Below are 21,705 nucleotides of genomic sequence, written 5' to 3'. Positions count from 1 at the left end.
ACCACTACCACTACCCCTACGCCGCGACCGGCGCCTGCGGTGGCGAGGACGGACTGTTGCCGTTGTCGTCCGGATGGTCATCGTCATTGCCGGCCTCATCGCGCCAGCGCCAGTCAGCCAGCGTCAGCGGATCCAGGCCATAGGCGATGCGCGCCTTGTCGCACTGCGGGCTGGCCTTGCCGTACTCCCACGACGCATCCACCTCGCGGCACACGCTGGGCCGGTTGGGGTGGATGGTGCAGCGTGAATACACGCCGATCTGCGCATCCAGCGCCACGCAGCGCACCGGCTTGGAGTGCGTGCCGCGCATGCACAGGCGATGCGGGTCGAGCACCTCGGTGAGCTGGTGCGGCACGCCGCCGGGGGTGACCTCGTCCGATTCCATCCAGTGGAAGGCCACGCGGTACTGGGTGCAGCAGGCGCCGCAGGTCATGCAGGGATGTTGCATGGGCAAGCCGCCTCGGGCGGCAGTCGGAATCAGGAACGAGGGTGCGGATTTTCCACGAAGTGGGCCGCCGCGCAAGAAATTCCGTAAGCGGCGACAATGAACGGATGAACGGACCCTGCAACATTGCGGCCCGCCTGCCTGAACTGGCTCGCGAACGCCCCGACCAGATCGCCATCCGCTGCCCCGGCCGCCGTGGTGCCGGCAATGGCATGGCGGCCTATGACGTGACCCTGGACTACCGCCAGCTGGACGCGCGCAGCGACGCCATGGCAGCCGGCCTGGCCGGCTACGGCATCGGCCGCGGCGTGCGCACGGTGGTGATGGTGCGGCCGTCGCCGGAGTTCTTCCTGCTGATGTTTGCGCTGTTCAAGCTGGGCGCGGTGCCGGTGCTGGTCGACCCGGGCATCGACAGGCGCGCGCTGAAGCAGTGCCTGGACGAGGCGCAGCCGGAGGCCTTCATCGGTATCCCGCTGGCGCACGTGGCGCGGCTTGTGCTGCGCTGGGCGCCGTCGGCGACCCGTCTGGTCACTGTCGGCCGCCGCCTCGGCTGGGGCGGTACCACCCTGGTCGCACTCGAGCGCGCAGGCGCCAACGGTGGGCCGATGCTGGCCGGCACTGATGGCGAGGACATGGCCGCCATCCTGTTCACCAGCGGCTCCACCGGCGTGCCCAAGGGCGTGGTCTACCGCCACCGCCACTTCGTCGGCCAGATCCAGCTGCTGGGCAGCGCGTTCGGCATGGAAGCGGGTGGGGTGGACCTGCCGACCTTCCCGCCGTTCGCGCTGTTCGATCCGGCGCTGGGCCTGACTTCGGTGATCCCGGACATGGATCCGACGCGGCCGGCACAGGCTGATCCGGCGCGCCTGCACGACGCCATCCAGCGCTTCGGCGTGACCCAGCTGTTCGGCTCGCCGGCACTGATGCGGGTGCTGGCCCGGCATGGCCGCCCGCTGCCGACCGTGACCCGGGTGACGTCGGCCGGTGCGCCGGTGCCACCGGACGTGGTCGCCACCATCCGCAGCCTGCTGCCAGCCGAGGCGCAGTTCTGGACGCCGTATGGCGCCACCGAGTGCCTGCCGGTGGCCGTGGTCGAAGGCCGCGAACTGGAGCGCACCCGCGCCGCCACCGAGGCGGGCGCCGGCACCTGTGTGGGCAGCGTGGTGGAACCGAACGAGGTGCGCATCATCGCCATCGATGATGCCCCGCTGCCGGACTGGTCGCAGGCGCGCGTGCTGGCCACCGGCGAGGTGGGCGAGATCACCGTGGCCGGGCCGACCACCACCGACAGCTATTTCAACCGCCCGCAGGCCACCGCGTCGGCGAAGATCAGCGAAACCCTGGCCGATGGCAGTACCCGCATCGTGCACCGCATGGGCGACGTAGGGTACTTCGATGCGCAGGGCCGCCTGTGGTTCTGCGGGCGCAAAACGCAGCGCGTGGAAACCGCGCGCGGGCCGCTGTACACCGAGCAGGTCGAGCCGGTGTTCAACACCGTGGCCGGCGTGGCGCGCACTGCGCTGGTCGGCGTTGGCGCGGCCGGTGCGCAGGTACCGGTGCTGTGCGTGGAACTGCAGCGCGGCCAGTCCGACAGCCCGGCACTGCGCGAAGCGCTGCGTGCTCATGCAGCAGCCCGCGTGCCTGAGGCCGGCCTGCAGCACTTCCTGGTGCATCCGGCGTTCCCCGTCGATATCCGTCACAACGCCAAGATCGGCCGCGAGAAGCTCGCCGTCTGGGCCAGCGCCGAACTGGAGAAGCGCGCATGAAGATCCTGGTCACCGGTGGGGGTGGTTTCCTTGGCCAGGCGCTGTGCCGTGGGCTGGTCGAGCGTGGCCACCAGGTGCTGGCGTTCAACCGCAGCCACTACCCGGAACTGCAGGCGATGGGCGTGGGCCAGATCCGCGGCGACCTGGCCGATGCGCAGGCGGTGCTGCATGCGGTGGCTGGCGTCGATGCGGTGTTCCACAACGGCGCCAAGGCTGGCGCGTGGGGCAGCTATGACAGCTACCACCAGGCCAACGTGGTCGGCACTGACAACGTCATCGCCGCGTGCCGCGCGCATGGCATCAGCCGGCTGGTCTACACCTCCACGCCCAGCGTGACACATCGCGCGACCCACCCGGTGGAAGGCCTCGGCGCCGACGAGGTGCCGTACGGCGAGGATTTCCAGGCACCGTATGCGGCGACCAAGGCGATTGCCGAACGACGCGTGCTGGCCGCCAACGATGCGACGCTGGCGACGGTAGCGCTGCGCCCGCGCCTGATATGGGGGCCCGGCGACCAGCAGCTGGTGCCTCGCCTGGCCGAGCGTGCACGGCAGGGGCGCCTGCGGCTGGTCGGCGACGGCAGCAACAAGGTCGATACCACCTACATCGACAACGCCGCGCTGGCACACTTCCTCGCCTTCGAAGCCCTGGCACCGGGAGCGGCCTGTGCCGGCAAGGCGTACTTCATCTCCAACGGCGAACCGCTGCCGATGCGCGAGCTGGTCAACAAGCTGCTGGCCGCCGTGGGTGCGCCGACGGTGGACAAGGCGATCAGCTTCAGGACCGCCTATCGCATCGGCGCGGTCTGCGAGCGGCTGTGGCCGCTGCTGCGCCTGCGGGGCGAACCGCCGTTGACCCGTTTCCTGGCCGAGCAGCTGTGTACGCCGCACTGGTACAGCATGGAGCCGGCACGTCGCGATTTCGGCTATGTGCCGCAGGTCAGCATCGAAGAAGGGCTGCGCAGGCTGAAGGCTTCATCTGCCGCATAGATCGCCATCACCGGTTGCACACCGCCAGATCGGGAGGATGGACCCACGCCATCCAACGGCCCGGACATCTGCGAGGAGCGCCATGCTGCATTACGCCGTCATTTTCTTTGTCATCGCCATCATCGCCGCCGTGCTCGGCTTCTCCGGCATTGCCGGTGCTGCCAGCAACATCGCCTGGATCCTGTTCGTTGTGTTCCTGGTACTGGCAGTGATCTCGATGTTCCGCAAGCGCGGGTAGAAGACCGCAGGGTAGTGCCGGCCGCCGGCCGGCACGCCCTTTTGTAGAGTCGAGCGATGCTCGACTCTACAGAAGCTGCCTGTCAGCCCCATGGCGCTCCAGCGCCAGTTCAATCAGCCGTGTGATAAGCGTGGTGTAGTCCACCCCGCTGGCGCCCCACAGTTTCGGGTACATGCTGATGCGGGTGAAGCCCGGCAGCGTGTTGACCTCATTGATGACGATATCGCCGTCTGCGGTGAGGAACACATCCACGCGTGCCATGCCGGCACACTCCAGCGCCTGGTAGGCCTGCAGCGCGATCTGTTGGATGCGCGCCTGGGTTGCAGCGTCGATGTCCGCCGGTACCACCACGTCGGCACCGCCTTCGTTGATGTACTTGGTGTCGTAGGCGTAGAACTCGTCGTGCACTACCACTTCACCGCACAGGCTGGCCTGTGGCTGCGCGTTGCCCAGCACCGCGCACTCGATCTCGCGGCCGACCACCGCCGACTCCACCAGTACCTTGTGGTCGTAGCGCAGTGCCAGTTCCAGCGCCTGGGCAAAGCCGGCCGCCTCCTTGACCTTGCTTACGCCGACCGATGAACCCTGGTTGGCCGGCTTCACGAACAACGGCAGGCCGAGCTGCGCGATCACCGTCTCGACATCGACGGCCGCCGCCTGATGGCGACGGATGCACAGCCACGGCGCTACCTGCAGCCCGGCATCGCGCAGCAGTCGCTTGGTCACATCCTTGTCCATCGCCACCGCGGAGCCCAGCACCGGCGAACCCACGAAGGGCAGGTTGGCCATGCGCAGCAGGCCCTGCAGCGCACCGTCCTCGCCCAGCGGCCCGTGCACGATCGGCAACACCACATCGATCTGGCCCAGCGTGGCCGCCGCATCGGAAGGGCGCAGCTGCGCCTGCTCTGTACCGGGAAGCACTGCCAGCGACTGGCCGGAAGGATGCAGCGCGATGCGCGACGGATCATCGCCATTGAGCAGGAAGGTGTCCGGCTGGCTCAGATGCCATTGGCCCTGCTTGTCGATGCCGACCAGCACCGGCTCGAAGCGCTCGCGGTCGAGGGCATCGAGGATGTTCTTCGCCGACTGCAGCGAAACTTCGTGCTCGGAGGACCTGCCCCCGAAGATGATGCCGACCCGGGTCCGTGCCATGGTGTTGCGATGTCCTGTGCGTTGCATGGCCTCATAGCATGAACCTTCGTCGGCCCTCCGCGTGAGGCAAAGATGAACCAGAATTCCATCCACGCATGGCATGGACCCACCCCGCCAACCCACGGAATGCCCGCTGTTGCTGTTGCTTCGGCTATTGCCGTTGCCGTTGCTGTAACGGCGCGCGATAAATCGCCCGCCGCTGGTGAGATAAACGATGGGCTGCCAATGTTGCGCCCAGCGGAATGAAATTGCACGGGGCGGAACCGCCCCGTGCCCTGGCTTCCCTACCAGGTCGTGTAGATCAGCTCCCGCCGCTGAACAGCCTGGCGGCCGATCGTGTAGCGGATGGGGACCACCCGGTTCCTGAACGGACTGAAGACCTCCCGCATCGCGGGGTGATCGTTGATGGTCAGGATCGCAGCCCCCTTCAAGGCAGCCATGCGGGTGGCCAGCTCCTGATACTGCTCCATGCCGAACGGTGTCCCGTACCCTTCGGTCTCCCAGTACGGCGGATCGAGGAAGAACAGGGTGTCGGTTCCGTCGTACTTGGCCAGGCACTGCTGCCACGCCAGGTGCTCAACGGTCACCTTGTGCAGCCGGAGGTGTGCTGCGCTGAGATCCTCCTCGATGCGCAGCAGATTCAGCCCTTTGCCGCCTCGGCCAAACCCTGGCGTCTGCCCGGTTGCTTTCCCACCCCACGCCAAGCGCTGCAGGTAGTAGAAGCGCGCCGCCCGCTGGATATCAGTCAAGGTCTCCGGGTGCTGCAGCTGGCACCAGCGAAACATTTCCCGACTCGTCAGCGCCCATTTGAACTGGCGGACGAACTCCTCCAAGTGGTTGGCTACCACCCGGTACAGTCGCACCAGCTCGCCGTGGCAGTCGTTTAGCACCTCAGCCCTGGCTGGCTCCCTCGCGAACAGCAAGGCCGCGCCGCCGGCGAATGCCTCGACATAGGTGCGGTGAGGGGTGTCAGCCACCAAGGGCAGCAGGTGTGGCAGCAGACGGGTCTTCCCGCCCGGCCAGGGGAACAGCGTCGTGGTCTTCATTCTCAGCCTCTGCGATGGATCTAGGCCAGACTCAGCCTCCCCGCGCGAGGGGGCTGGGCCTTGGCCAATTGCACGCGGGCTGTCGCGTGTGTTGCGGCGCCGGCCGGTCAGTTCCCGCTGACCGTCCGGCGCCCAGTTCTTGAACTACTTTCCGGACTCAAGGACAGCCAGGCGCTGCTCGATGCTGGCTAGACGCAGCTCGACTGCCTCCCGCTCGCGACGGTCACGTCGGGCCGTCGCGGCCAGAATCCACGCGTGCAACTCGGAGATGCGGAAGCTGTAGCGGTCACCGGCAGCAATCGCAGGCTGGACCAGCTCGCGCCCTGCCTCGATAGCCTCCTTCAGCACAGCGCGCCCTGCCTCGATGGCTGGATGCACGAACATGCGATAGGCCGGCACCGCTTCCTGGACAAGCTCGCGGCTGGCGGGGACGGCCTCCTGGACCAGTACACGGTGTGCAGGGGACAGCGTATTGCCATCGCTGTCCAGTTCCGCCGGAATATCGACCCACTGCTCTGGCACCTCCGGAATTTCTCGCCACTGCTCCGGCACTGCAGGAACGTCGTGCCACTGCTCCGGCACTGCGGGCCATTCGACGACCTCCTCCGGCTCAGCTGGCCACTCCCGCCACACCTCGTCCTGTGCGGGCCACGAGTCGTAGCAGAACGCGCTGTAGGAGAACGGTACAAGGCCATGCTTCTCCATGACAGCGATAGCAGCCTGCACCGACGGGCCTGCGTGCCAGCGAGCATCGTCGCCCTCCTCTGCCACACGGACTTTCCACTTCCACTTCATTGGCAGGGAACTGATTTCCAGGAATGCCGCTTCCTCGGCGTCCGTCATGTGGTCGAGCGGCGTTTTCAGGCGCGCGTCAGAGGTGTTGATCGTGCCGTTGGTCGAGCACACCTGCGTCCAGAGATTGGACGGCGTTCCGCACGACATGGTGTTGTTCTGCACCGGGTAGAAGTGCGCATCCATGCGCCAGCCACCGGCCGGCGCAGTCGACCCTACGGCGGTGCTGGCCAGCATGCGCACGAACCCAGCCCCGAAGTGGATGTCGTGACGATATTGGTTGTTAACGTCTGCCGGGTCGCCGTTGCGGCCGACAATGCCTGGGAGTCCGGTGGGCGACTGGATCTCTACGCCACCCACAGTGCCGGTTCGCTGGGTGATCGATCCCGTGAAGAGCGATGCGCCGGAGAATGTTTTGTTGCCAGCAATCGTTTGCGAACCGGAGTCGTTGACCGCTCCAAGGCTGGACATGGTGGCCAGCTTGGAGGCCGCATCACCACCAAAAGTAATCGCACCCGTCCCGATGATCGTCACCTGCCCCGTGGTCACCGTGTTGCCGTTGGGACGGAAGATGATCTGCCCCGTGCTGCCCGCCGTGCCAGGGCCCGCCGCCACCACCAAGGCGTTGGTCGTCGTTGCGCGGATAGAGCCGTTCTCGATCGACCCGTCGCCCATCACCAGGCGTGCGGTGTCGCCAGGCATGCGCATGCCCAGGGCAAACACGCCGGTCTGACTGAAGGTCTTGGTGCCCGCGATGGTTTCGTTGCCGATCAGGCCCACCGCCTGGATGCTGGCACGGCTGCGTGCCTTGGCCGCATCGTCGCCCGTCAGAGTCAGCTCAGCAGTGAACGTGTTGAGCCAGGCGTTGCCGACAGTGCCGAGGTTCAATGTCCCCGGGATAGTCGGCCGCACATGGGCCGGGCCGATGCTGACCCAGTTCACAGGCGCTGCGTTGTCCGATGCGGAGCCGCAGCCGAGCAATAGGTCACCGGATCGTGCGCGAATGTCCGAACGGCGCGCAGCCCCAGCATTCCAATCACCACGGAACAGCGAAATACCCGCCGAGTCGCCACCGGGTTCGCCGTACACGATCCGGCCGTTGGCGGAAAGGTTCCAGTTGCTGTTGGCCGTGAAGGTCTTTACGCCGCCGATGGACTCATCACCCGTGGTATGAACCACGCTGCTGTCCGACGCCATTCCTGCCCGAATCGCGCTGACCAGGAGCTTCACGGTGCCGCCACCTTGCACGCCAGGAATCTGCTCGTTGCCAGTGAGAGCTGCGGCATTGGGGAGACCAGCGATCTTTACGTCGACCATTTTCGTTACTCCAGAATCAGGGGGTCGCCCGCTTCGGTGACCAGGCGATCGCCTGCCTCGGTCACCAGCTGCGCGCGGTACAGGAAGGTGTGCTGCTGGATCTGCCAGCTGCGGTAGCCATCACGAATGGCTTCGACTTCGACACGGATCTGCTTTCCACCGCTGCCGGCGGGCGGCGTGTAGGTGTCGGTCGTGCCGCTGATGGCGGCCTGCGTCCGCACCAAAGCCCCGGCGAGGTACCAGCGAACGGTGTAGGTGGTGCCAGGCTCCGGCCCGATGTTGCCCTGCGTGGTGTCGACCAGCTGGTCGGCCTGCAGGATGCGATCGCGGTGCGCCCACTGCACCGTCAGTTCGGTGCCGAATGTCCACAGCTCCGGCGGGTAGGCCTCACCCTGCACGCGCAAGCGGCCGGGCGGATAGGGCCGGATCTGGCGACGCTGCAGCGTCAGCCCGATCGTCGTAGCCAGATCCGGATTCAGCTCGCCCTGGCTGGTGCGGGTGATCAGCTTCGCCTGGGGCGATTCGTTGGCCAGGTACTCGCGCCCGTCGAAGCCGACGTATTCGTCGGTGAACCACACCCGCGTGCCCACGGCATGCGGCATCGGCACCGTGTCCACGCATCCACGGGCCACGGTCAGCGTCGCGGCCACCGGGTCGATCGAGACCACGCGGACCAGCTCGTCATCGATCAGCGCCTCGGTGCCGACCTCGATCATGTCCAGGCTGACGCCGGCGGACAGCGCGATCGCCGTTGTGGTGGCCGTCATTGCGGTGATCAGCAGGCCAGTGGGGGCGAAGTCGGCCGCGCCCGCCTCGGCGAACGGCGCGCTTCCCAGCCGGGTCTGCAGCGTGTAGCCGAACGCCACCGAGGTCGGCCGCACACCGATCGAAGTCAGGTAGCCCACGTCAGGCGACACAGCAGCCAGCTCCGACGCCCCAAGCGTCGTGGCCAGGTCGCGGTAGCTGGCCTCCTGCAGGCGCTGCACGGTGACCGGCTTGGGCTTGGTGTCCGGCTCCACCCAGGCATTCTCAGAAGGCTGGATGTAGCTGGCAGCGGCCATGCCGGCGACGTCCTGGACGACGGTCAGCACCACGGCTGTCTCGGTCTGTGTGCCGTCGTCGACGTCCAAGATGCGCACTGGCATGCGGGCAACGCCGCGCCGTGGCCACGACAGGGCACGCACCTGCCCGCGCTTGAAGGGGCCGGCATCCTGCCGTACCCGGATCTTCACCCTGCAGGGCAAGCTGCTCACTGCCGCCACTTCGCGCGCCGCAACCCGGCCCGCGAGCGCAGCGTTCCACAGGCCGGGATAGTTCTTGCGACTGCTGACGACACGGCCCTGCGCCTGAACGCTGGCCAGATTCTGGTAGGTGACAGCTGCGTCCTTGTTGGTGGCGATATCCCGGTAGACGACCGTGATCTCGTTGACGCTGCCTTCCAGCATCGGCTGCTGCCACTCCAGCAGTTCGATGATGTTCGCCGGGCCGATCTCTTCCAGGGTGGCTGGGTCATAGTCCGGCCGCACCAGCACCAGCTCGGTCAGCCCCGTCACCGGATCCTCGATGCGCATGCCACCAATGTGGTCGCACACCATGTCCATGAACTCGCCTGCAGGAACTGATCGGGACCACTTCAGGCACAGGCCGAACCCTTCGTTCTTCAACGTCTGTGCCGCCTTGCGGAAGCTCTCGTCGTTGATCACGTCGATCGGGTGGCCCATGCCCTCAGTGCGCACCTGGTAGATGATGTGGGCCGGGTTCATCCCTTCATCGATCTGCACCAGGTCGCCCTGCCAAAGCCCCTTCTTCCAGCCTTGGCGCCAGCGCGAGACCTTCTTCGTCCAATTCTTGATGTACGGGTTCATGGCCGACACCTGGCCATTGAAAACCGTCGTGAACAGGCCACGGGCAGCTGGCCACGGGCCGGGCACCAGCGACTGCAGATAGGTGCTTGGCATCTGGGCGGGCTCGCCCATGCGCACCTCCAGTGTGCCGACGATGCCGCCTTCGCCCTTGTCGCCGCCGAAGATCTCCGGCGCCAGAATGGTGATCGATCGAGATGCTGTAATCGGGCCGGTGGCTGGCACCGTCCTGGGGATGTTCATCCCGAGTACCTTGGTCCACGCCGTTTGCGCGCTGCCGTCCCAGACCTTGCGATCGCCCACGCGGATCTCCCGCAGCGCGTCGACCGGGCCAAGGCATTCGCCCATGTAGAGGGCCATGTAGTAGCGATAGCCTACGGTCTGTTTCTTGCCACTACCCACGGCCAGCCTCCTCGCGGGCGATCGCCGCCAAGCGCCGTGCGAAGGCGTCGTCCAGCGCTTCGAACTGCTCTACCGGCAGGCCTTCATCCAGGAAGCGACGCAGATCCAGACCGTGACGATCCATCCAGGTGCGGATGCCGGCGGCGCACAGCACACCGCTTTGCTCGCCCAGCTTGGCCGCGCGGGCGTGCTCGACGGTAACCAGGACAGGACGATCCATCACTTCTTGCCACCCTTGACCTTGATCGGTGTGGTGCGCAGATCGCCGTAGAACAGCACGTTGGGATCATCAATCCAGTTCGTACCGAAGACCATGCTGCACTCGCGACCGTCCTCGGCGGTGGGGACATTGAAGTCCTCCAGGGCGGCCGGCTTCGGAACCGTAGGCTTCGGGCGCATCACGTAACTGACGATCAGCGCCACGATCATTACGACGATTTGAACCCACATGGGAGGCTCCTTTAGAAGATGGGATCGGGTCCGAAGGGGTTCTTCGGCGGGATGGTGTGCTGGCCGCCGTAGTTCAGCGCGTTGTTGAACTTCTCGTGGCAGATCTGCAGGGCATGGCCACAGCCGGGGTAGGCGGACACCAGTGCGCCCGCAGCGAGCGGCGCTGCGGTAAGCAAGGTGAGGGTCGGCCCAACATGGCCCACCACGAAGCGGTACTCGATGGCCGTGCCCTGCACCCATTTGATGAAGCCGCCGACGAACCAACCGTCCGGCTTCGCCGCGAAGGCAGTGGACGTGATCGTCTGAGCGGATGCGGCCGACAACACGCCATCGACTCGGAACAGCTCCGGATTCAGGCCGCAATCGGCATCGAACAGCGCGAACGGGCACTGCGCCTGCCAGCATCGGCGAAGGCCGTTCGTCGCGGCGGCGCCGGCATTGCTCTGGCAGGTCAGGATCAGATCATTCTGTCGCTCGCTGAAGTCGCTCAGCACGCCATTCCAGGTGCCGCGGATCGCGCCGTCGCTCTTCCGGATCCGTCGCCACCGAACAATGATCCGATCGGTCGGCGGATAGGGCCGCAGCACCGAAGCCAACGTGAGGGACAGCGGTACGGTCACCTCAAGATTGGACCTGGCCTCCTGGGCAGACTGGCCAAGTCGGCCGCGCTTGATTGCCTCGGGGCTGAACGACTGCGAGTCGTAGATCTCCACCCGATCGCTGGACGTGTAGCGCCAGCGCTGGGAACCACGCCCAAACTCATACAGCTCAACATGGCGGGAGAACAGGCTCACGGTTCGCTCTCCTCAGCGCCAATGCCGGCGAAGGACACGCGGCAACGCGCGACGCCCTCACCATCGGTTTCATGGGACAGCTCCACGGTGTCGGAACTGAGGCGGGCCAGCACCATCCAGCTGATCAAGCGGATGGCACTCGGCTGCAGGGCGATGCCGTGCGGCGCGTCCAGCTGCAGGAACTCCCGCTGTGGATCCAGCTCCGTGGCCTCAATCAGCTGCCGGTACAGCACCTGGCCACTGAACAGCTCGATGCGTAGGTGACGACGACCTGCCTGGGCGCGCCCGAAGCGGGCCACGCCTGCCCACGCCACCACGATGCCGCTGGAGGTTGTCAGGGCTGGCTCGACCAGCTCCAGGTCATCGGCCCAAGACGGCACCCACAGCGCAGCCGCGCGGCCCTGCAACCAGTACAGCAGGCTGCGCAGGTTGGCCTGCTCGGTGCGCCCCCAGGTTTGCCAGGCGTGCGACTGCAGTGGCCATGCCTTGCCGGTGATGTCATCGACGGCAACAGGGCCGATATCGCCATCGATCACCACCAGCTGCCGGCCGAACTCGGCCGTCTGCGCCTGGTCGAGGTCGGGGCGCTGCTCCAGCACAGGTCGACCGCGATAGACCGCCGCCGGCGCCGCTGCTGGCCAGTCGCAGGTCTCCACCGCAGCCAGGCGCACGGTCGACCGCATGACCTGGTCGGTCACGCGTTCCAGGCTGGGGGTCTCGGCAATGCGAGCTGTCCTGCAGGGAAGCACCCGTGTGCCAGGTGCCCAGGCGTTGGCCGTGGGGCGGGCCAGCTGCAGACTGTCGGCGGCAATGTCGGCCACTTCCACCAGCTCGTAGGTGGTGACGTCCTTCCAAAGCATGGCCAGGCCGCCGGGGCGGTAGTCGCGCTGCGTAGCGGCCTGTACCGGGATGGACTGCACACCCAGCGCCAGGCGCGCACTCAGCCACGACACGTCGTTCCAGACCGGCAGCGCCCAGGTACGCGCCGACCAGTCGAACAGCGCGTGTTCAAGCACCTGGCGCTCGCGCCGGTCGGCCAGCACGCTGAACTCCCAAGAGCGCCTCGGCGAGCCACGCAATGGGAATCGGGCTTCGCCGCCGCCGATCGACTGCTGGACGTCGGTCGCCCAGGCCAGCGTTTCGGTGACAGGCCGCTCCCAATCCGGCGGCAGCATCCACGCCGACATGCGATTGCCGGTAATCGTGACGGTGCGGCGCCCCAGGGCCACGAAGTCGTAGGACAGCGACGCCGCGATTACCGGCGGACCTTCTGTCGTGACCGACAGCTGCCAACGGCGCAGCTGCAGGGCCGAGAATGCCAACGGCGGGGCGCCAGGACCTACCAGCTCGACGCCTTCGCCGTTCTCAAGAGTCACCGACGCCAGGGTCTGCTGCTGGAGGTATGAGTTCCAGACCTGGACGTAGCGCACCTGGTTGGTGACCAGGTTGCCCAGGTCAATGCGCAGAGGCAGGACGTGGATCTTGTAGTACCAGTCATCGAACGAGCTGCGCAGGTTCGGACCAGCTGACCGCTGCTCGGGTTCCACCACCGTGGCCTCATGGCCAGGCCCCACGTGGAAACCAACGCCTGCCAGCGCAGCGCGGAACTGCAGCGGGATCCTGGTGCGCGGGAGACTCAGGTTGGCGCTGCGCCAGTTCGGTCCCGTGCTGCTCTGGGTGGAAAGAATGACGCCCATCAGGACTTCCGCACCGCCCAGCCATAGTTGCCGCTTGCTGGCGGTGAATTGGTGACGCTGCTCATCGCCAACTTACGCAGCCAGGGGAACACCACCCAAGTCTCGTCTGCGATCGTGACTTCCTGCTCGGGCTCCAACCTATCCATGTAACAAGCGCGCAGGCCGATGACATGGCCGATCGGGGAGTGGTAAGGCGTGGTGCCAGGCCGCCGGACGGTCAACTGGATCGGCTGAAATACGCTGCGGCCAGAGAACGTGTTGTCATCCGCGCCCGCAAGCACGTAGCCAAGCCACATGCTGTCGTAGCTGTCGGATGTCGTTGCTTGGTAGATCGACCCGACGCCGCTGCCGGCCTGGCCCTCTACACCGAGCGCTCCGCTGAAGTAGTTGCACAGCTGGTGGTAGCTGTTGCTCCTTCCATCCTCAATGCAATCGGCACGAACATGGCCACAGCCGGTGTTGCTGGTGTTGTTGCCAAACAGGACCACGTTGGACCCGTTGGGGCCGATCAGACCGCTCCAGCCACCGGTGCGCGGCCAGTAGGTTCCGTCAACATAGGTACCGCCGGCGTAGCTGCCGGCCTTCTCCAGTACGCCGAATGCATGATGGCGGTACTCGCCAGCGACTGCCTGAGCGATCGCGGCATGGATCGCGGTCCCGTTGGAGAAGAGTTTCAGGCGCGGGAAGGGGCCGGTCAGCTCGTAGGACAAGATGTCGCGAGGAGATGCCAACGGCTGCTGCGCCGGGGTCGCGCCTCCGTCGTAGCCAATGGAGATGCGCGATCGCAGGCTGTCCTGACCGGTATTGAACAGGTGCACATAGTCCGAAACCCCAGGAATGCGGACCGTGGCAGTGCGATTGGCACCTGACAGCGTGTTGCGTTCGACGGTCCAGCCATTGGCCTGCGCGAACTGCACGACCAGGTCGATCAGCGTCTGAACGTTCGGGACATTGTTGAACTCGGCGTATGCCATTTTTCACTCCAAAGCAAAGGCGGCGTATTCGCCGTCGCCGGTTCGATACACGTTCGGCACCAGCAGGTAGTCCACACCATTCACGGTCACGATCTGCTCCGCCGTGGCGCCAAAGGCTGGTGTGTAGAAGACGCCATCGAAGCTGCCGAAGAACTGCCCGCGCTCTGGCATGTCGCCAACCTGCCCACCTCGGTCGTAGTTGCCAGGCACCCAACCAATGCCGACGAGCTGGCCACGTTGCAGCCAACGCTGACCGTCAAGGCAGTTCCGGAAGTTCTGCTGACGGACGCCACGTGACCACGGCAAGGTCATTCGCGCGGTCGTCAAGGTGGTGCCGCTGTAGAAATTCCGAATCGGCATCCACGCCTGGACCGGACTGAACAGATACCCCTGACTCAATGCCAGGTTGCCGCTGCCATCAGCGTTCGCGTTCCAGAAGTTCGAATGCTGGTAGGTGTCCAGCGACGCCTGCGCGTTCCTCCCCAGGAAGGACGCGCCGATGAACAACGGATAGCTCCAATCCCCCGGCAGGTGCTCAGGCAGGATGAAACCGCCATACATGGCGTCGTAGCGACCATTGATGCGGGTGATCACCTTGAAGCAACGACCGTTGGCGATGAACCAGTACTTGATGGGCGAGTTCACGCCCAAGATCGAGATGTAGTTCGAATTGGTGCCAGGCGGGTCGATGCTCGGCAGTGCGGGGTTGTACGCAACGTGGCCGCGCAGGGTCATGTTGTAGTAGTTGCTGGCCGGCACCACCCACGCCAGCAGCGACAGATAGATCTCATCTTCACCAGCGAGCCCGCGTCCCTTCAGTGACACGAAATCGTTGGCCGCGATCGGACCGCTGGCTACGCCGCCGACGACCTGCCATTGCTGGTTCGCTGCCACCAGGGCCGCGTTGGTGGTCAGGAAATCCCGAAGGCGGGCCATGAGGTCGGTGATGTTGGCTGCGGTGTCGGTTGCCCAGGCCATGTTCAGAGTCCCAATACTTGGCGGATCGCCGCAGAGTTGCGGTTGATCTTGTTGATGATGGTTGTGTCGCTGCCGGGGTCATCCAGGTACTCGCCGAACAGCTCTGGCGACACCTGGTTGATCACTCGCAAGCCCAACTGCGCGGCAGTGCTCGGCGGCGCCGAAGCTGCGCTGGTGAACACGGGGGACCGTTGCAGCATGGGCATCGATGCCACATGCCCTCCGTCGGCATAGCCGCGCCAACGATCGATTGCCGCCATACCGACCTGGTTGAAGGCCGACAGGAATGCCAGCGCACCGGGCTGGCGCACCACCTCCTGTCGGTGGACGAACTCACCGGCGTGAACAAAGCCCGCCAGTTGGTACTTGCCACCCGGTCCGGTGAAGCCGCCGCTGGAGTAGCCGGCCGCGCTGGAAACGGCCATTGCCGCAGCAGCAGCCTGCATCTGACGGGCCGCCTGGGAAATCGCCTGCGCGCCGACAATGAGTCCCACGCTGGACGAACCAAGGGTGGTGGCCGAGGTCTCCAGTTTGGAGGCACCCACACTGACGATCGCGCCCGCGGCCGCAGTAGCTGCCGCAGCCTTGGCCATGTCCTGCGCGCCGTCACCACCGCCATTCCCTTTGTCGCCGGCGAAGAGCCCCATCAACTTCATGGTCGCGGCCTGCGCCAACTGCGCGGCCGCGAATTCGGCAATGCCTTGGGCGATGCTGAGGAAGAAGTTCCGCACCGACTCGGATAGCGAATCGGTTTGCATGATCAGCGAGGTGAACAGGTTCGAGAACGATCCTTCAAGCGTGTTACGGATGGACTGTTGGAGCAGGTTTGTGGTCGCCTCCATCTCCTGCAGCTTGAGTTTGATCTGCTCTACGTTTGCCACGGCAGCAGGATCACCCAGCGCCTGAGCTGCGGCCTCCATTTGGGGAACCAGCTCACGGAGGGCACCTGACTGCTGACGGTAGAGATCGACCACGCGCTGCTGCGCGCCCGCCTGAGTGATCAGGCCAGCCTGCAGCTCCAGCTGAATCCGCTGCTGCTCCAGTGCAATCCCGCCAATTACCCTGTCGTAGGCCTCCTGCAGATTCTTGAGGTCAGTACTGGCCTTGCTCAGATCCATCAGTTTGGAAATGTCGGCGGCATCCGCTGCTCGGCCCGCAGCCTCCAGCTCTTCCTTCAGCTTCGTCAGCTCGCGCGTGGTCTTGGCCAGCTCTGCGTCGGGACCACGTCCTTGCAAGGCTGCAATGCGATCACGGATGTCCAGCATCTTGCGGTCGGCTTCGACCCGGAGGTTGGCCAGATCCAGCTTCTTGGCTTCGTCCAGCAGGTCCTGCTTGGTCTTCGCCGAAGCGTTCTGGAAATTCCCCTCGGCAATGGCCGCCTGGATGCGGGACGTTTCGGTCGCCTTCTTGCGGGTCTCATCCAGCGTTCCGACCAGATCGATCTGCTGCTTGAGCCGCTCCAGCTCCCGCTGTGCGGCGGCCTCATCTTTCTGGCTCTCGGTCTTGGGCGTCTTTCGAGTGCGCTCTTTGAACTTCTCCTGCAGCTGGGCGACCCGCTTGTCATAGGCGCCGCCGCTGACGCTGCCATCGTCGCCGAAGCTGACACCCTTGAGGAGGTCGCTTCCTGGATTGGCCTTGCGCAACTCGCGGAACTGCTTGGCAACCTCTTCGGTTGCCTTCTTCAGCTTCTCGGCCTTGCTGGCACCCTCTTCGAGACCTGAAGCGATCGCCTTGGCGGCTTCGACGCCGGCATCTTGGACCCGCTGGGCCTGGCCGGTGCTCTCGGCGGCATTGACGTCACGATCGTAGGCGGCCCGCGCCTTGCGGAGCCGGTCGATCTGCTTGATCTGCTGGTCGTAGTAGTAGCCGATGGCTGGGGCATTACCGTTCTTCAACGCCTGCTGCAGTTGCTCGGTCGTACCACGCATCGCCGCAGTTTCTGCCCGGAGCATCGCTTCGGAGTCGGTGCGACCGATGTCCTTCAGTCCTTGCCAGACGCGCTTAAGCGTACGAGCAACGGCATCCCACGCCTGCTCCAGATATCCGGCCCGCGACTCCATTTCTCTGACACGCTGGTCGCTGACATTGGCGATGGCCTCCAGCGCTGTCTTGGCGGCGTCGGTCGCCTTGCCCTGGTCCTCCAGTGCCCGAACCTGTTCGTACACCGCTGCGGTGAGGAAGTGGTACTGCTCGTTGAGCTTGGCCAGCGTGGCCGAAGGCGCCTTGGAGACCTCGACCACCTTGGCGGTGGTGCCCTCAATCGACTCGCCCGTCAATTTGGCCAGGTTGACTGCGACGCTGATCGCTGTAGACAGGGTGTTGGCGGTCAGCTTCCCGCTGGCCGCAAGTTGCTGCGCAGCTGCCGTTGCATCGGAGTATTCGCCAGTGACCGCACCGACAGCATTCGCCTGGGCATAGAGCTGACCACTGGACACGCCAAGTGAATGGCCTGTCGAGATCACAGCGGCGTCGAAGGCTCGCAGCTGCTTGTAGCCCTGCAGCGCGGCAAAGCCAACAACACCCAGTCCGGCGGCCACACCGCCCAGGACGACCACCGCGGGATTGAGCGCACTGGTGAGCGCGCGCGCGGCGGGGACCACACCGCCGAAGGAATCCTTCAGCTGGCCACCCTGCTGGATGGCCACCATCCAGATCGGCATGCCGCTGACGATGCTGGTGGTGATATCGGTGATCTGCGCCGGCAGTTGGCGCATGGCCATCTGGTACTGGCCGGCCGAGATCGCCCCGGCGCCCAGGCTGCGGCTGGTCGCTTCGGCAACCTTGACGGCGTTGCGTTGGACATTGATGCCCGCGAGGGCACGGTTGTACTGCTCGCGGCTGATGCGGCCGGCATCCACCGCCACCTTGAGCTCCTGCTCGTCCCGCTCCAGCTTCTGCAGCTTTACCGATGCACTGTCATAGCGCCCCAGGGCGCCCTCAACAGCACGCTGGCGCTGTTGCTCCGACCGAGCCAGGCCTGCTTCCTGCTTATCCAGCGCCTTGAGCGCGCTGTTGTAGTCCTCGGTGGTAATCAGGCCGCGCGCCATCACCCGATCAAGCATCGCCTCGGTGTCGGCCAGATCGGACATGCTCGCCGCGCCGCGCTCCAGACGTGCATCGAGCTCGGAGATGAGGCGGATCTCATCGGCCACTGTTTTCTGCACCGCCGCGCCGGACGTTCGGACGCGATCTGCGGCGGCCGCCACATCCGTCGACATGGCCTTGGCTGATTCTCCTGCCGCGGCCATGCCCGCCGCACCGGCGGCCGCCTTCTGGCCAGCATCCTCCATTTGGCTGCCCGAGGCGGCACTGTTGCGGGCGGCCCGATCCAATGCGTCAGCGGCCTTCTTCGCCTCTTTCGTGACGTCGCCCAGGCCGGCGCCGGCATCCTGGCCGGCGCCCTTGACCGAGGCGAGCCCCTTCTGGACCACTGGCAGCGCCTGGCGCACCTGCTCGATGTCCAGGGCGATACGCATCGCCAGTTCGAGGTTGCGCGAGGAAGCCATTGTTATTTCAGATCCTTCAGCAAGGTGGTCATCGAATTACCGCCGGCATACGCAGCGTTGACGTCGGTAATGCGTTCCCGCCGTGCCCGCCGCTGCTGAGCCTGGACGTGCTCCCAGGCGAGGGATATCTGGCGCTTGGTCATGCGACCGATATCGCCAAAGCTGTGGCCGTAACCAGCGTTGATCAGGTCGGTGAAGACGCGTCCGTAGCCGACGGGACTGCCTTTTGACTGACGGCGTTTCGGAGCAGGCGGCGGAGAAAAAAACTGCTATTGGCCTGCCACCACAACAGCAGCATCTGTTCACCGTCGGATTCGTTGAGCGTCTCCAGCCACGCTTCCTGCTCCCGCACCTCGGCTGCGTGATCCTTGGCATCAGCCGGCGGCGCTGCGATCGAACATGCCAGTAGATGCCGGATCAGGTCCGGGTGGGACATAAGTGCATCCATCACCTGCAGCATGGAAGGCGGATCGGTGCCTTCGAACATCGGCTGCAGATCCCCAACCAGTGGTGCGGCGGTCTGCAGGATGCGAGCGGCCTCAAAGAAGCCGTATTCGCGCACTGTGATGGTCTTTCCGCCGAGCTGCCCCTGCTGCTGGCCGGCCAGCACGTCCAGCTCACCGGCTACGGCCCCCGGATCCTTAGAGCCGGATCCGGAGGGCTGTTGACCGACATTGCCGATCACCTTGGCCATCAGGCTGCATCCACCAGCAGGGCACGGGCGTACAGGCCGAAGCGCGGATCTGCCTGGCGGACCGGGTCGATCTTGGCCTCGCCGGTGAGCGCAATCTCACCGAAGGTGTCGTTGATCAGCGACAGCGTCTCCGAGGCCGGGAAGGTGACGCGGTGCACCTCGCCGCGGAAGCGCATCGTGGTGCCGTCAACGCTGTTGACGCCGTCGAAGAGCACGTAGTACTCGGACTTGGTGCTTTCGAAGACCTTCACCAGGCTGTGCGCAGCGTACTCGTACGTCTTGGCCACCACCGCCGTCTTAGCGGTGAGGAAGGTGATGATGCCGGTGGTCAGGTTGACGGTGTAGTCGGTGTCCAGCACCAGCGGTGCGGCCGGGGTGCCCCCTTCCAGTGCCAGCGCGCTGATCGCCGCATACTCCAATGCGACCACGTCACCCGGCTTGACCGTACCAATGGCCTCGTTTGCCGCTGAGCCGGCAGCCAGCTCCATGCGGGTGCCGTCCGTGGCCAGCGCCAGGTGATCGGTGTTGAGCTGGCCCAGGGTCAGATTGACGCCGAGGTTGCGCTCGGTGGTCATGGTAGCGCCGACGCCGCGCACACCCGACCAGCTTTCCTTCTTGGTTTCACGGGAGCTGGACATGGTCAGCTCCAGGACGCTGGCATCGTACGCCCAGCGCGCCGGCGCGCGGCTGCCGTCGGCATTGCGCAGGCCCAGGTACACGCGCCCCTGCAGGGAGAAATATTCGGTCTCGGACATGGCTTACTTCGCCTCCTGGGCGCTGGCAGTGGTCGGCTGGCCACTGGCCTTGCGCGACGTGTTGGGGAAAAAATCAGCCTCGGGGGCGTCGATGAAGCCGCGTTCGACTGCCCAAGGCACCAGGTCGGCGGGAACCTCGACTGTTTCGCCGACGGCAATGGGCTTGCGCGACAGCGTCAGGCCCGGCTTCTTGATCGTGTATTTCTGGGTGGTCATCGGGGGATCTCAGGTTGAAGAAGGGCCTGGGTCTTCCATACGTCGACCCACAGGGCGGTAGCGGCGTCGTAGTCCTCGAGGTTGCCCTCGATGAGCTGGCAGGCACGGCCACCGGCAATGGGCGGCGTCCAGCCCAGCAGTGGTTGGCGAACCTTGCCCAGCAGGATCCGGAGCTCATCGATCACCTGGGCGCCGCGCTGTTCGCGGTAATTGCGGCACACGGTCACCACCGCGAAGTTCACTTCGACCAACTGCGCCAGGCGCGTCTGCTGCCCGGGAAACGAAGCGCCGGTCTTGGTCTCCAGCGGCATCTCGCGGGCCAGCAGCACGTAGCAGCACGGTGCAGGGAAGTCGCGCAGCGCCTGGACTGCGGCATAGTCGGCGCTGCCCTGCACCTGACGCAGTTCCTTGTCGCTGACGCCCTGGCGGATGCGATCGCGCACCAAGCCAATGTCGAAGGGCTGCGTGCTCACCGGCCGTAGTCCTGCAGGGTGCCGTGGCTGAACTCCCGCGGCGGTGCGCAGACCTCGGGGGCGCCGCCACTGGGCGCAGGCAGCGGGTCATCGGCACCGAGGCTGAACTTGCCATCGCGCACCAGCTCCAGAAAGCGCAGTGCTTCCTTGTAGTCGCGCACCACCGGATCGGTCCGCTCCTCGGTGTTGACCCGGTCCTTATGCAGCAGGTAGCGCGCAATCCATCGCGCCCAGGTGGACACGATGCCCGGTACCGGCGCCGGCAGTGGCACCGGATAGGGTTTGGGTTTGCGCATGACCAGGTAGCCGTTGATCACGCCGTCGGCGTCGTCCAAGGCGCGCTGCACGTGCGCGGCCGCCTCATCGGCGACCGCCACGTCGGCCGGGTCGAAGGCACTGCGATCGCTGCCGAGCAGCGTGGCATCCATCAGCGCATCGTCCACGACCGGATAGCGCTCCGGTGTGGCCACCTGCGCCAGTTCCTGGGCGAGCTTGGCCGCCGACAGCAGTGCGAGCGTGCAGTAGGACATGACGGCCAGTTACTCCAGCTCTTCCGGAGTGGCCGGTTCGTCACCGAGGACGCCAGCATCCTGGTAGTCCTCGGCCTCGTCCCAGGTCATCTCGATCCATGCCGGCGGCTTGATGACCACGCCGTTGTGCTTGAACGGACTGAGTACTTCGAAGCACCAGGTGCTCGGCGCATCATCGTCACCAGCTGTGGCGGTAGCAGGCGCAGCAGCATCGAGAGACGCAGCATCAGGCGCAGACGCTTCCGCTCCGTTGCCGTCGTCCTGATCAGCCGCTGCCTGATCGCCCTGTGGCTGGTCCACTGCGGCTCCATTGGCTGCGGAGACGGCCGACGAGGCGGACTCTGGTTCGCCGCGGCCTTCCTCCGGCACCGAACCGTCCTTTGCCGGCGACGCATCGGCCGCCTTCTCTTCCGCGACCTCCGGCGCATCGGCCGGCTTGTCGTCCTGGACGGTCTTGGGTGCGCTGGGCAGTGCGGTGCGGGGCTTGGCCACGACGGGATCTCCGAATAGGTGTGGTGCCGTGCTCTCCGGCTGTCACGCATGGTTCTCCGTGCTCCGCACAGCCAGGCCCGCGTTCGCCTGGTGCTGCCGCTCGCTGGGTTGTACGGATGAGCGGCAGCCAATCCGGC

General features: G+C 65.6%; 22 protein-coding genes. 3 read left to right on the top strand and 19 right to left on the bottom strand.

Annotated features, from left to right (window positions below; all coding sequences use genetic code 11):
* Positions 1–16: 16 nt before the first annotated feature.
* A complete protein-coding gene (locus SSKA14_RS01165) occupies positions 17–448 on the bottom strand; it encodes a YkgJ family cysteine cluster protein (protein ID WP_040006702.1) in 432 nt (143 codons plus the stop codon).
* Positions 449–552: 104 nt separating this feature from the next.
* Here SSKA14_RS01165 and oleC point away from each other — a divergent pair, with 104 nt between their 5' ends.
* The 3 genes from oleC (at position 553) to SSKA14_RS23200 (ending at position 3,438) form a co-directional block, all read left to right on the top strand.
* On the top strand, positions 553–2,211 hold the full coding sequence (gene oleC / locus SSKA14_RS01160) for an olefin beta-lactone synthetase (RefSeq protein WP_008265579.1): 1,659 nt from the start codon (positions 553–555) through the stop codon (positions 2,209–2,211).
* Positions 2,208–3,200: a 2-alkyl-3-oxoalkanoate reductase gene (gene oleD / locus SSKA14_RS01155; RefSeq protein ID WP_008264536.1), complete on the top strand. Its 993-nt coding sequence runs from the start codon at positions 2,208–2,210 to the stop codon at positions 3,198–3,200. Before oleC ends, oleD begins: the two co-directional genes overlap by 4 nt.
* An 82-nt stretch (positions 3,201–3,282) precedes the next feature.
* Positions 3,283–3,438, top strand: coding sequence for a DUF1328 domain-containing protein (locus tag SSKA14_RS23200; RefSeq protein ID WP_004153593.1), 156 nt, complete (start codon positions 3,283–3,285; stop codon positions 3,436–3,438).
* A gap of 66 nt (positions 3,439–3,504) precedes the next feature.
* Here the strand turns inward: SSKA14_RS23200 and ddlA are convergent, their stop codons facing one another.
* From ddlA to SSKA14_RS01065, 18 genes are all read right to left on the bottom strand, one after another.
* Entirely contained in the window at positions 3,505–4,590 is a 1,086-nt protein-coding gene (gene ddlA, locus SSKA14_RS01145; protein ID WP_040006699.1) for a D-alanine--D-alanine ligase, read from the bottom strand.
* Between the two features lie 284 nt (positions 4,591–4,874).
* Positions 4,875–5,636, bottom strand: a complete 762-nt coding sequence (locus SSKA14_RS01140) for a DNA adenine methylase (RefSeq protein WP_040006697.1) — start codon at positions 5,634–5,636, stop codon at positions 4,875–4,877.
* A 144-nt stretch (positions 5,637–5,780) separates the two neighbouring features.
* Positions 5,781–7,745 carry a tail fiber domain-containing protein gene (locus tag SSKA14_RS01135; protein ID WP_008265426.1) on the bottom strand — a complete coding sequence of 655 codons (1,965 nt, stop codon included), beginning with the start codon at positions 7,743–7,745 and terminating at the stop codon, positions 5,781–5,783.
* 5 nt (positions 7,746–7,750) lie between these two features.
* Positions 7,751–10,009, bottom strand: coding sequence for a hypothetical protein (locus SSKA14_RS01130; protein WP_008267525.1), 2,259 nt, complete (start codon positions 10,007–10,009; stop codon positions 7,751–7,753).
* Positions 10,002–10,229 carry a hypothetical protein gene (locus SSKA14_RS01125; RefSeq protein ID WP_008266283.1) on the bottom strand — a complete coding sequence of 76 codons (228 nt, stop codon included), beginning with the start codon at positions 10,227–10,229 and terminating at the stop codon, positions 10,002–10,004. The genes SSKA14_RS01130 and SSKA14_RS01125 overlap by 8 nt, the downstream gene beginning before the upstream one ends.
* Entirely contained in the window at positions 10,229–10,459 is a 231-nt protein-coding gene (locus tag SSKA14_RS01120; protein WP_040006695.1) for a hypothetical protein, read from the bottom strand. Before SSKA14_RS01120 ends, SSKA14_RS01125 begins: the two co-directional genes overlap by 1 nt.
* Before the next feature lie 11 nt (positions 10,460–10,470).
* On the bottom strand, positions 10,471–11,253 hold the full coding sequence (locus SSKA14_RS01115; protein WP_008265765.1) for a phage BR0599 family protein: 783 nt from the start codon (positions 11,251–11,253) through the stop codon (positions 10,471–10,473).
* Positions 11,250–12,950 carry a hypothetical protein gene (locus SSKA14_RS01110; protein WP_008264793.1) on the bottom strand — a complete coding sequence of 567 codons (1,701 nt, stop codon included), beginning with the start codon at positions 12,948–12,950 and terminating at the stop codon, positions 11,250–11,252. Before SSKA14_RS01110 ends, SSKA14_RS01115 begins: the two co-directional genes overlap by 4 nt.
* Positions 12,950–13,924, bottom strand: a complete 975-nt coding sequence (locus SSKA14_RS01105) for a hypothetical protein (protein WP_008267596.1) — start codon at positions 13,922–13,924, stop codon at positions 12,950–12,952. The genes SSKA14_RS01110 and SSKA14_RS01105 overlap by 1 nt, the downstream gene beginning before the upstream one ends.
* A 3-nt stretch (positions 13,925–13,927) precedes the next feature.
* Positions 13,928–14,902, bottom strand: coding sequence for a hypothetical protein (locus SSKA14_RS01100; RefSeq protein ID WP_008266031.1), 975 nt, complete (start codon positions 14,900–14,902; stop codon positions 13,928–13,930).
* Between the two features lie 2 nt (positions 14,903–14,904).
* Positions 14,905–18,408, bottom strand: a complete 3,504-nt coding sequence (locus SSKA14_RS01095) for a phage tail length tape measure family protein (protein ID WP_008267748.1) — start codon at positions 18,406–18,408, stop codon at positions 14,905–14,907.
* Between the two features lie 2 nt (positions 18,409–18,410).
* A complete protein-coding gene (locus SSKA14_RS23925) occupies positions 18,411–18,551 on the bottom strand; it encodes a hypothetical protein (RefSeq protein WP_008266411.1) in 141 nt (46 codons plus the stop codon).
* Between the two features lie 41 nt (positions 18,552–18,592).
* On the bottom strand, positions 18,593–19,102 hold the full coding sequence (locus SSKA14_RS01090) for a DUF6631 family protein (protein WP_040006693.1): 510 nt from the start codon (positions 19,100–19,102) through the stop codon (positions 18,593–18,595).
* On the bottom strand, positions 19,102–19,857 hold the full coding sequence (locus SSKA14_RS01085) for a hypothetical protein (RefSeq protein WP_008268825.1): 756 nt from the start codon (positions 19,855–19,857) through the stop codon (positions 19,102–19,104). The genes SSKA14_RS01090 and SSKA14_RS01085 overlap by 1 nt, the downstream gene beginning before the upstream one ends.
* Positions 19,858–19,860: 3 nt before the next feature.
* Positions 19,861–20,073 (bottom strand): hypothetical protein, encoded by a 213-nt coding sequence (locus SSKA14_RS01080; RefSeq protein WP_008265068.1) that lies wholly within the window; start codon positions 20,071–20,073, stop codon positions 19,861–19,863.
* The gene (locus tag SSKA14_RS01075; RefSeq protein WP_040006690.1) at positions 20,070–20,546 is read right to left on the bottom strand and encodes a hypothetical protein; all 477 of its coding nucleotides are present in this window, start codon (positions 20,544–20,546) and stop codon (positions 20,070–20,072) included. The genes SSKA14_RS01080 and SSKA14_RS01075 overlap by 4 nt, the downstream gene beginning before the upstream one ends.
* Complete coding sequence (locus SSKA14_RS01070) at positions 20,543–21,076, bottom strand: DUF1320 domain-containing protein (RefSeq protein WP_008268301.1); 534 nt, start codon at positions 21,074–21,076, stop codon at positions 20,543–20,545. The genes SSKA14_RS01075 and SSKA14_RS01070 overlap by 4 nt, the downstream gene beginning before the upstream one ends.
* A gap of 9 nt (positions 21,077–21,085) precedes the next feature.
* On the bottom strand, positions 21,086–21,568 hold the full coding sequence (locus SSKA14_RS01065) for a hypothetical protein (protein ID WP_008268824.1): 483 nt from the start codon (positions 21,566–21,568) through the stop codon (positions 21,086–21,088).
* Between the last annotated feature and the right edge of the window lie 137 nt (positions 21,569–21,705).

It is taken from the genome of Stenotrophomonas sp. SKA14 (assembly GCF_000158575.1).
Classification (GTDB): Bacteria; Pseudomonadota; Gammaproteobacteria; order Xanthomonadales; family Xanthomonadaceae; genus Stenotrophomonas; species Stenotrophomonas forensis.
This window is presented reverse-complemented; position numbering and strand designations above follow the sequence as displayed.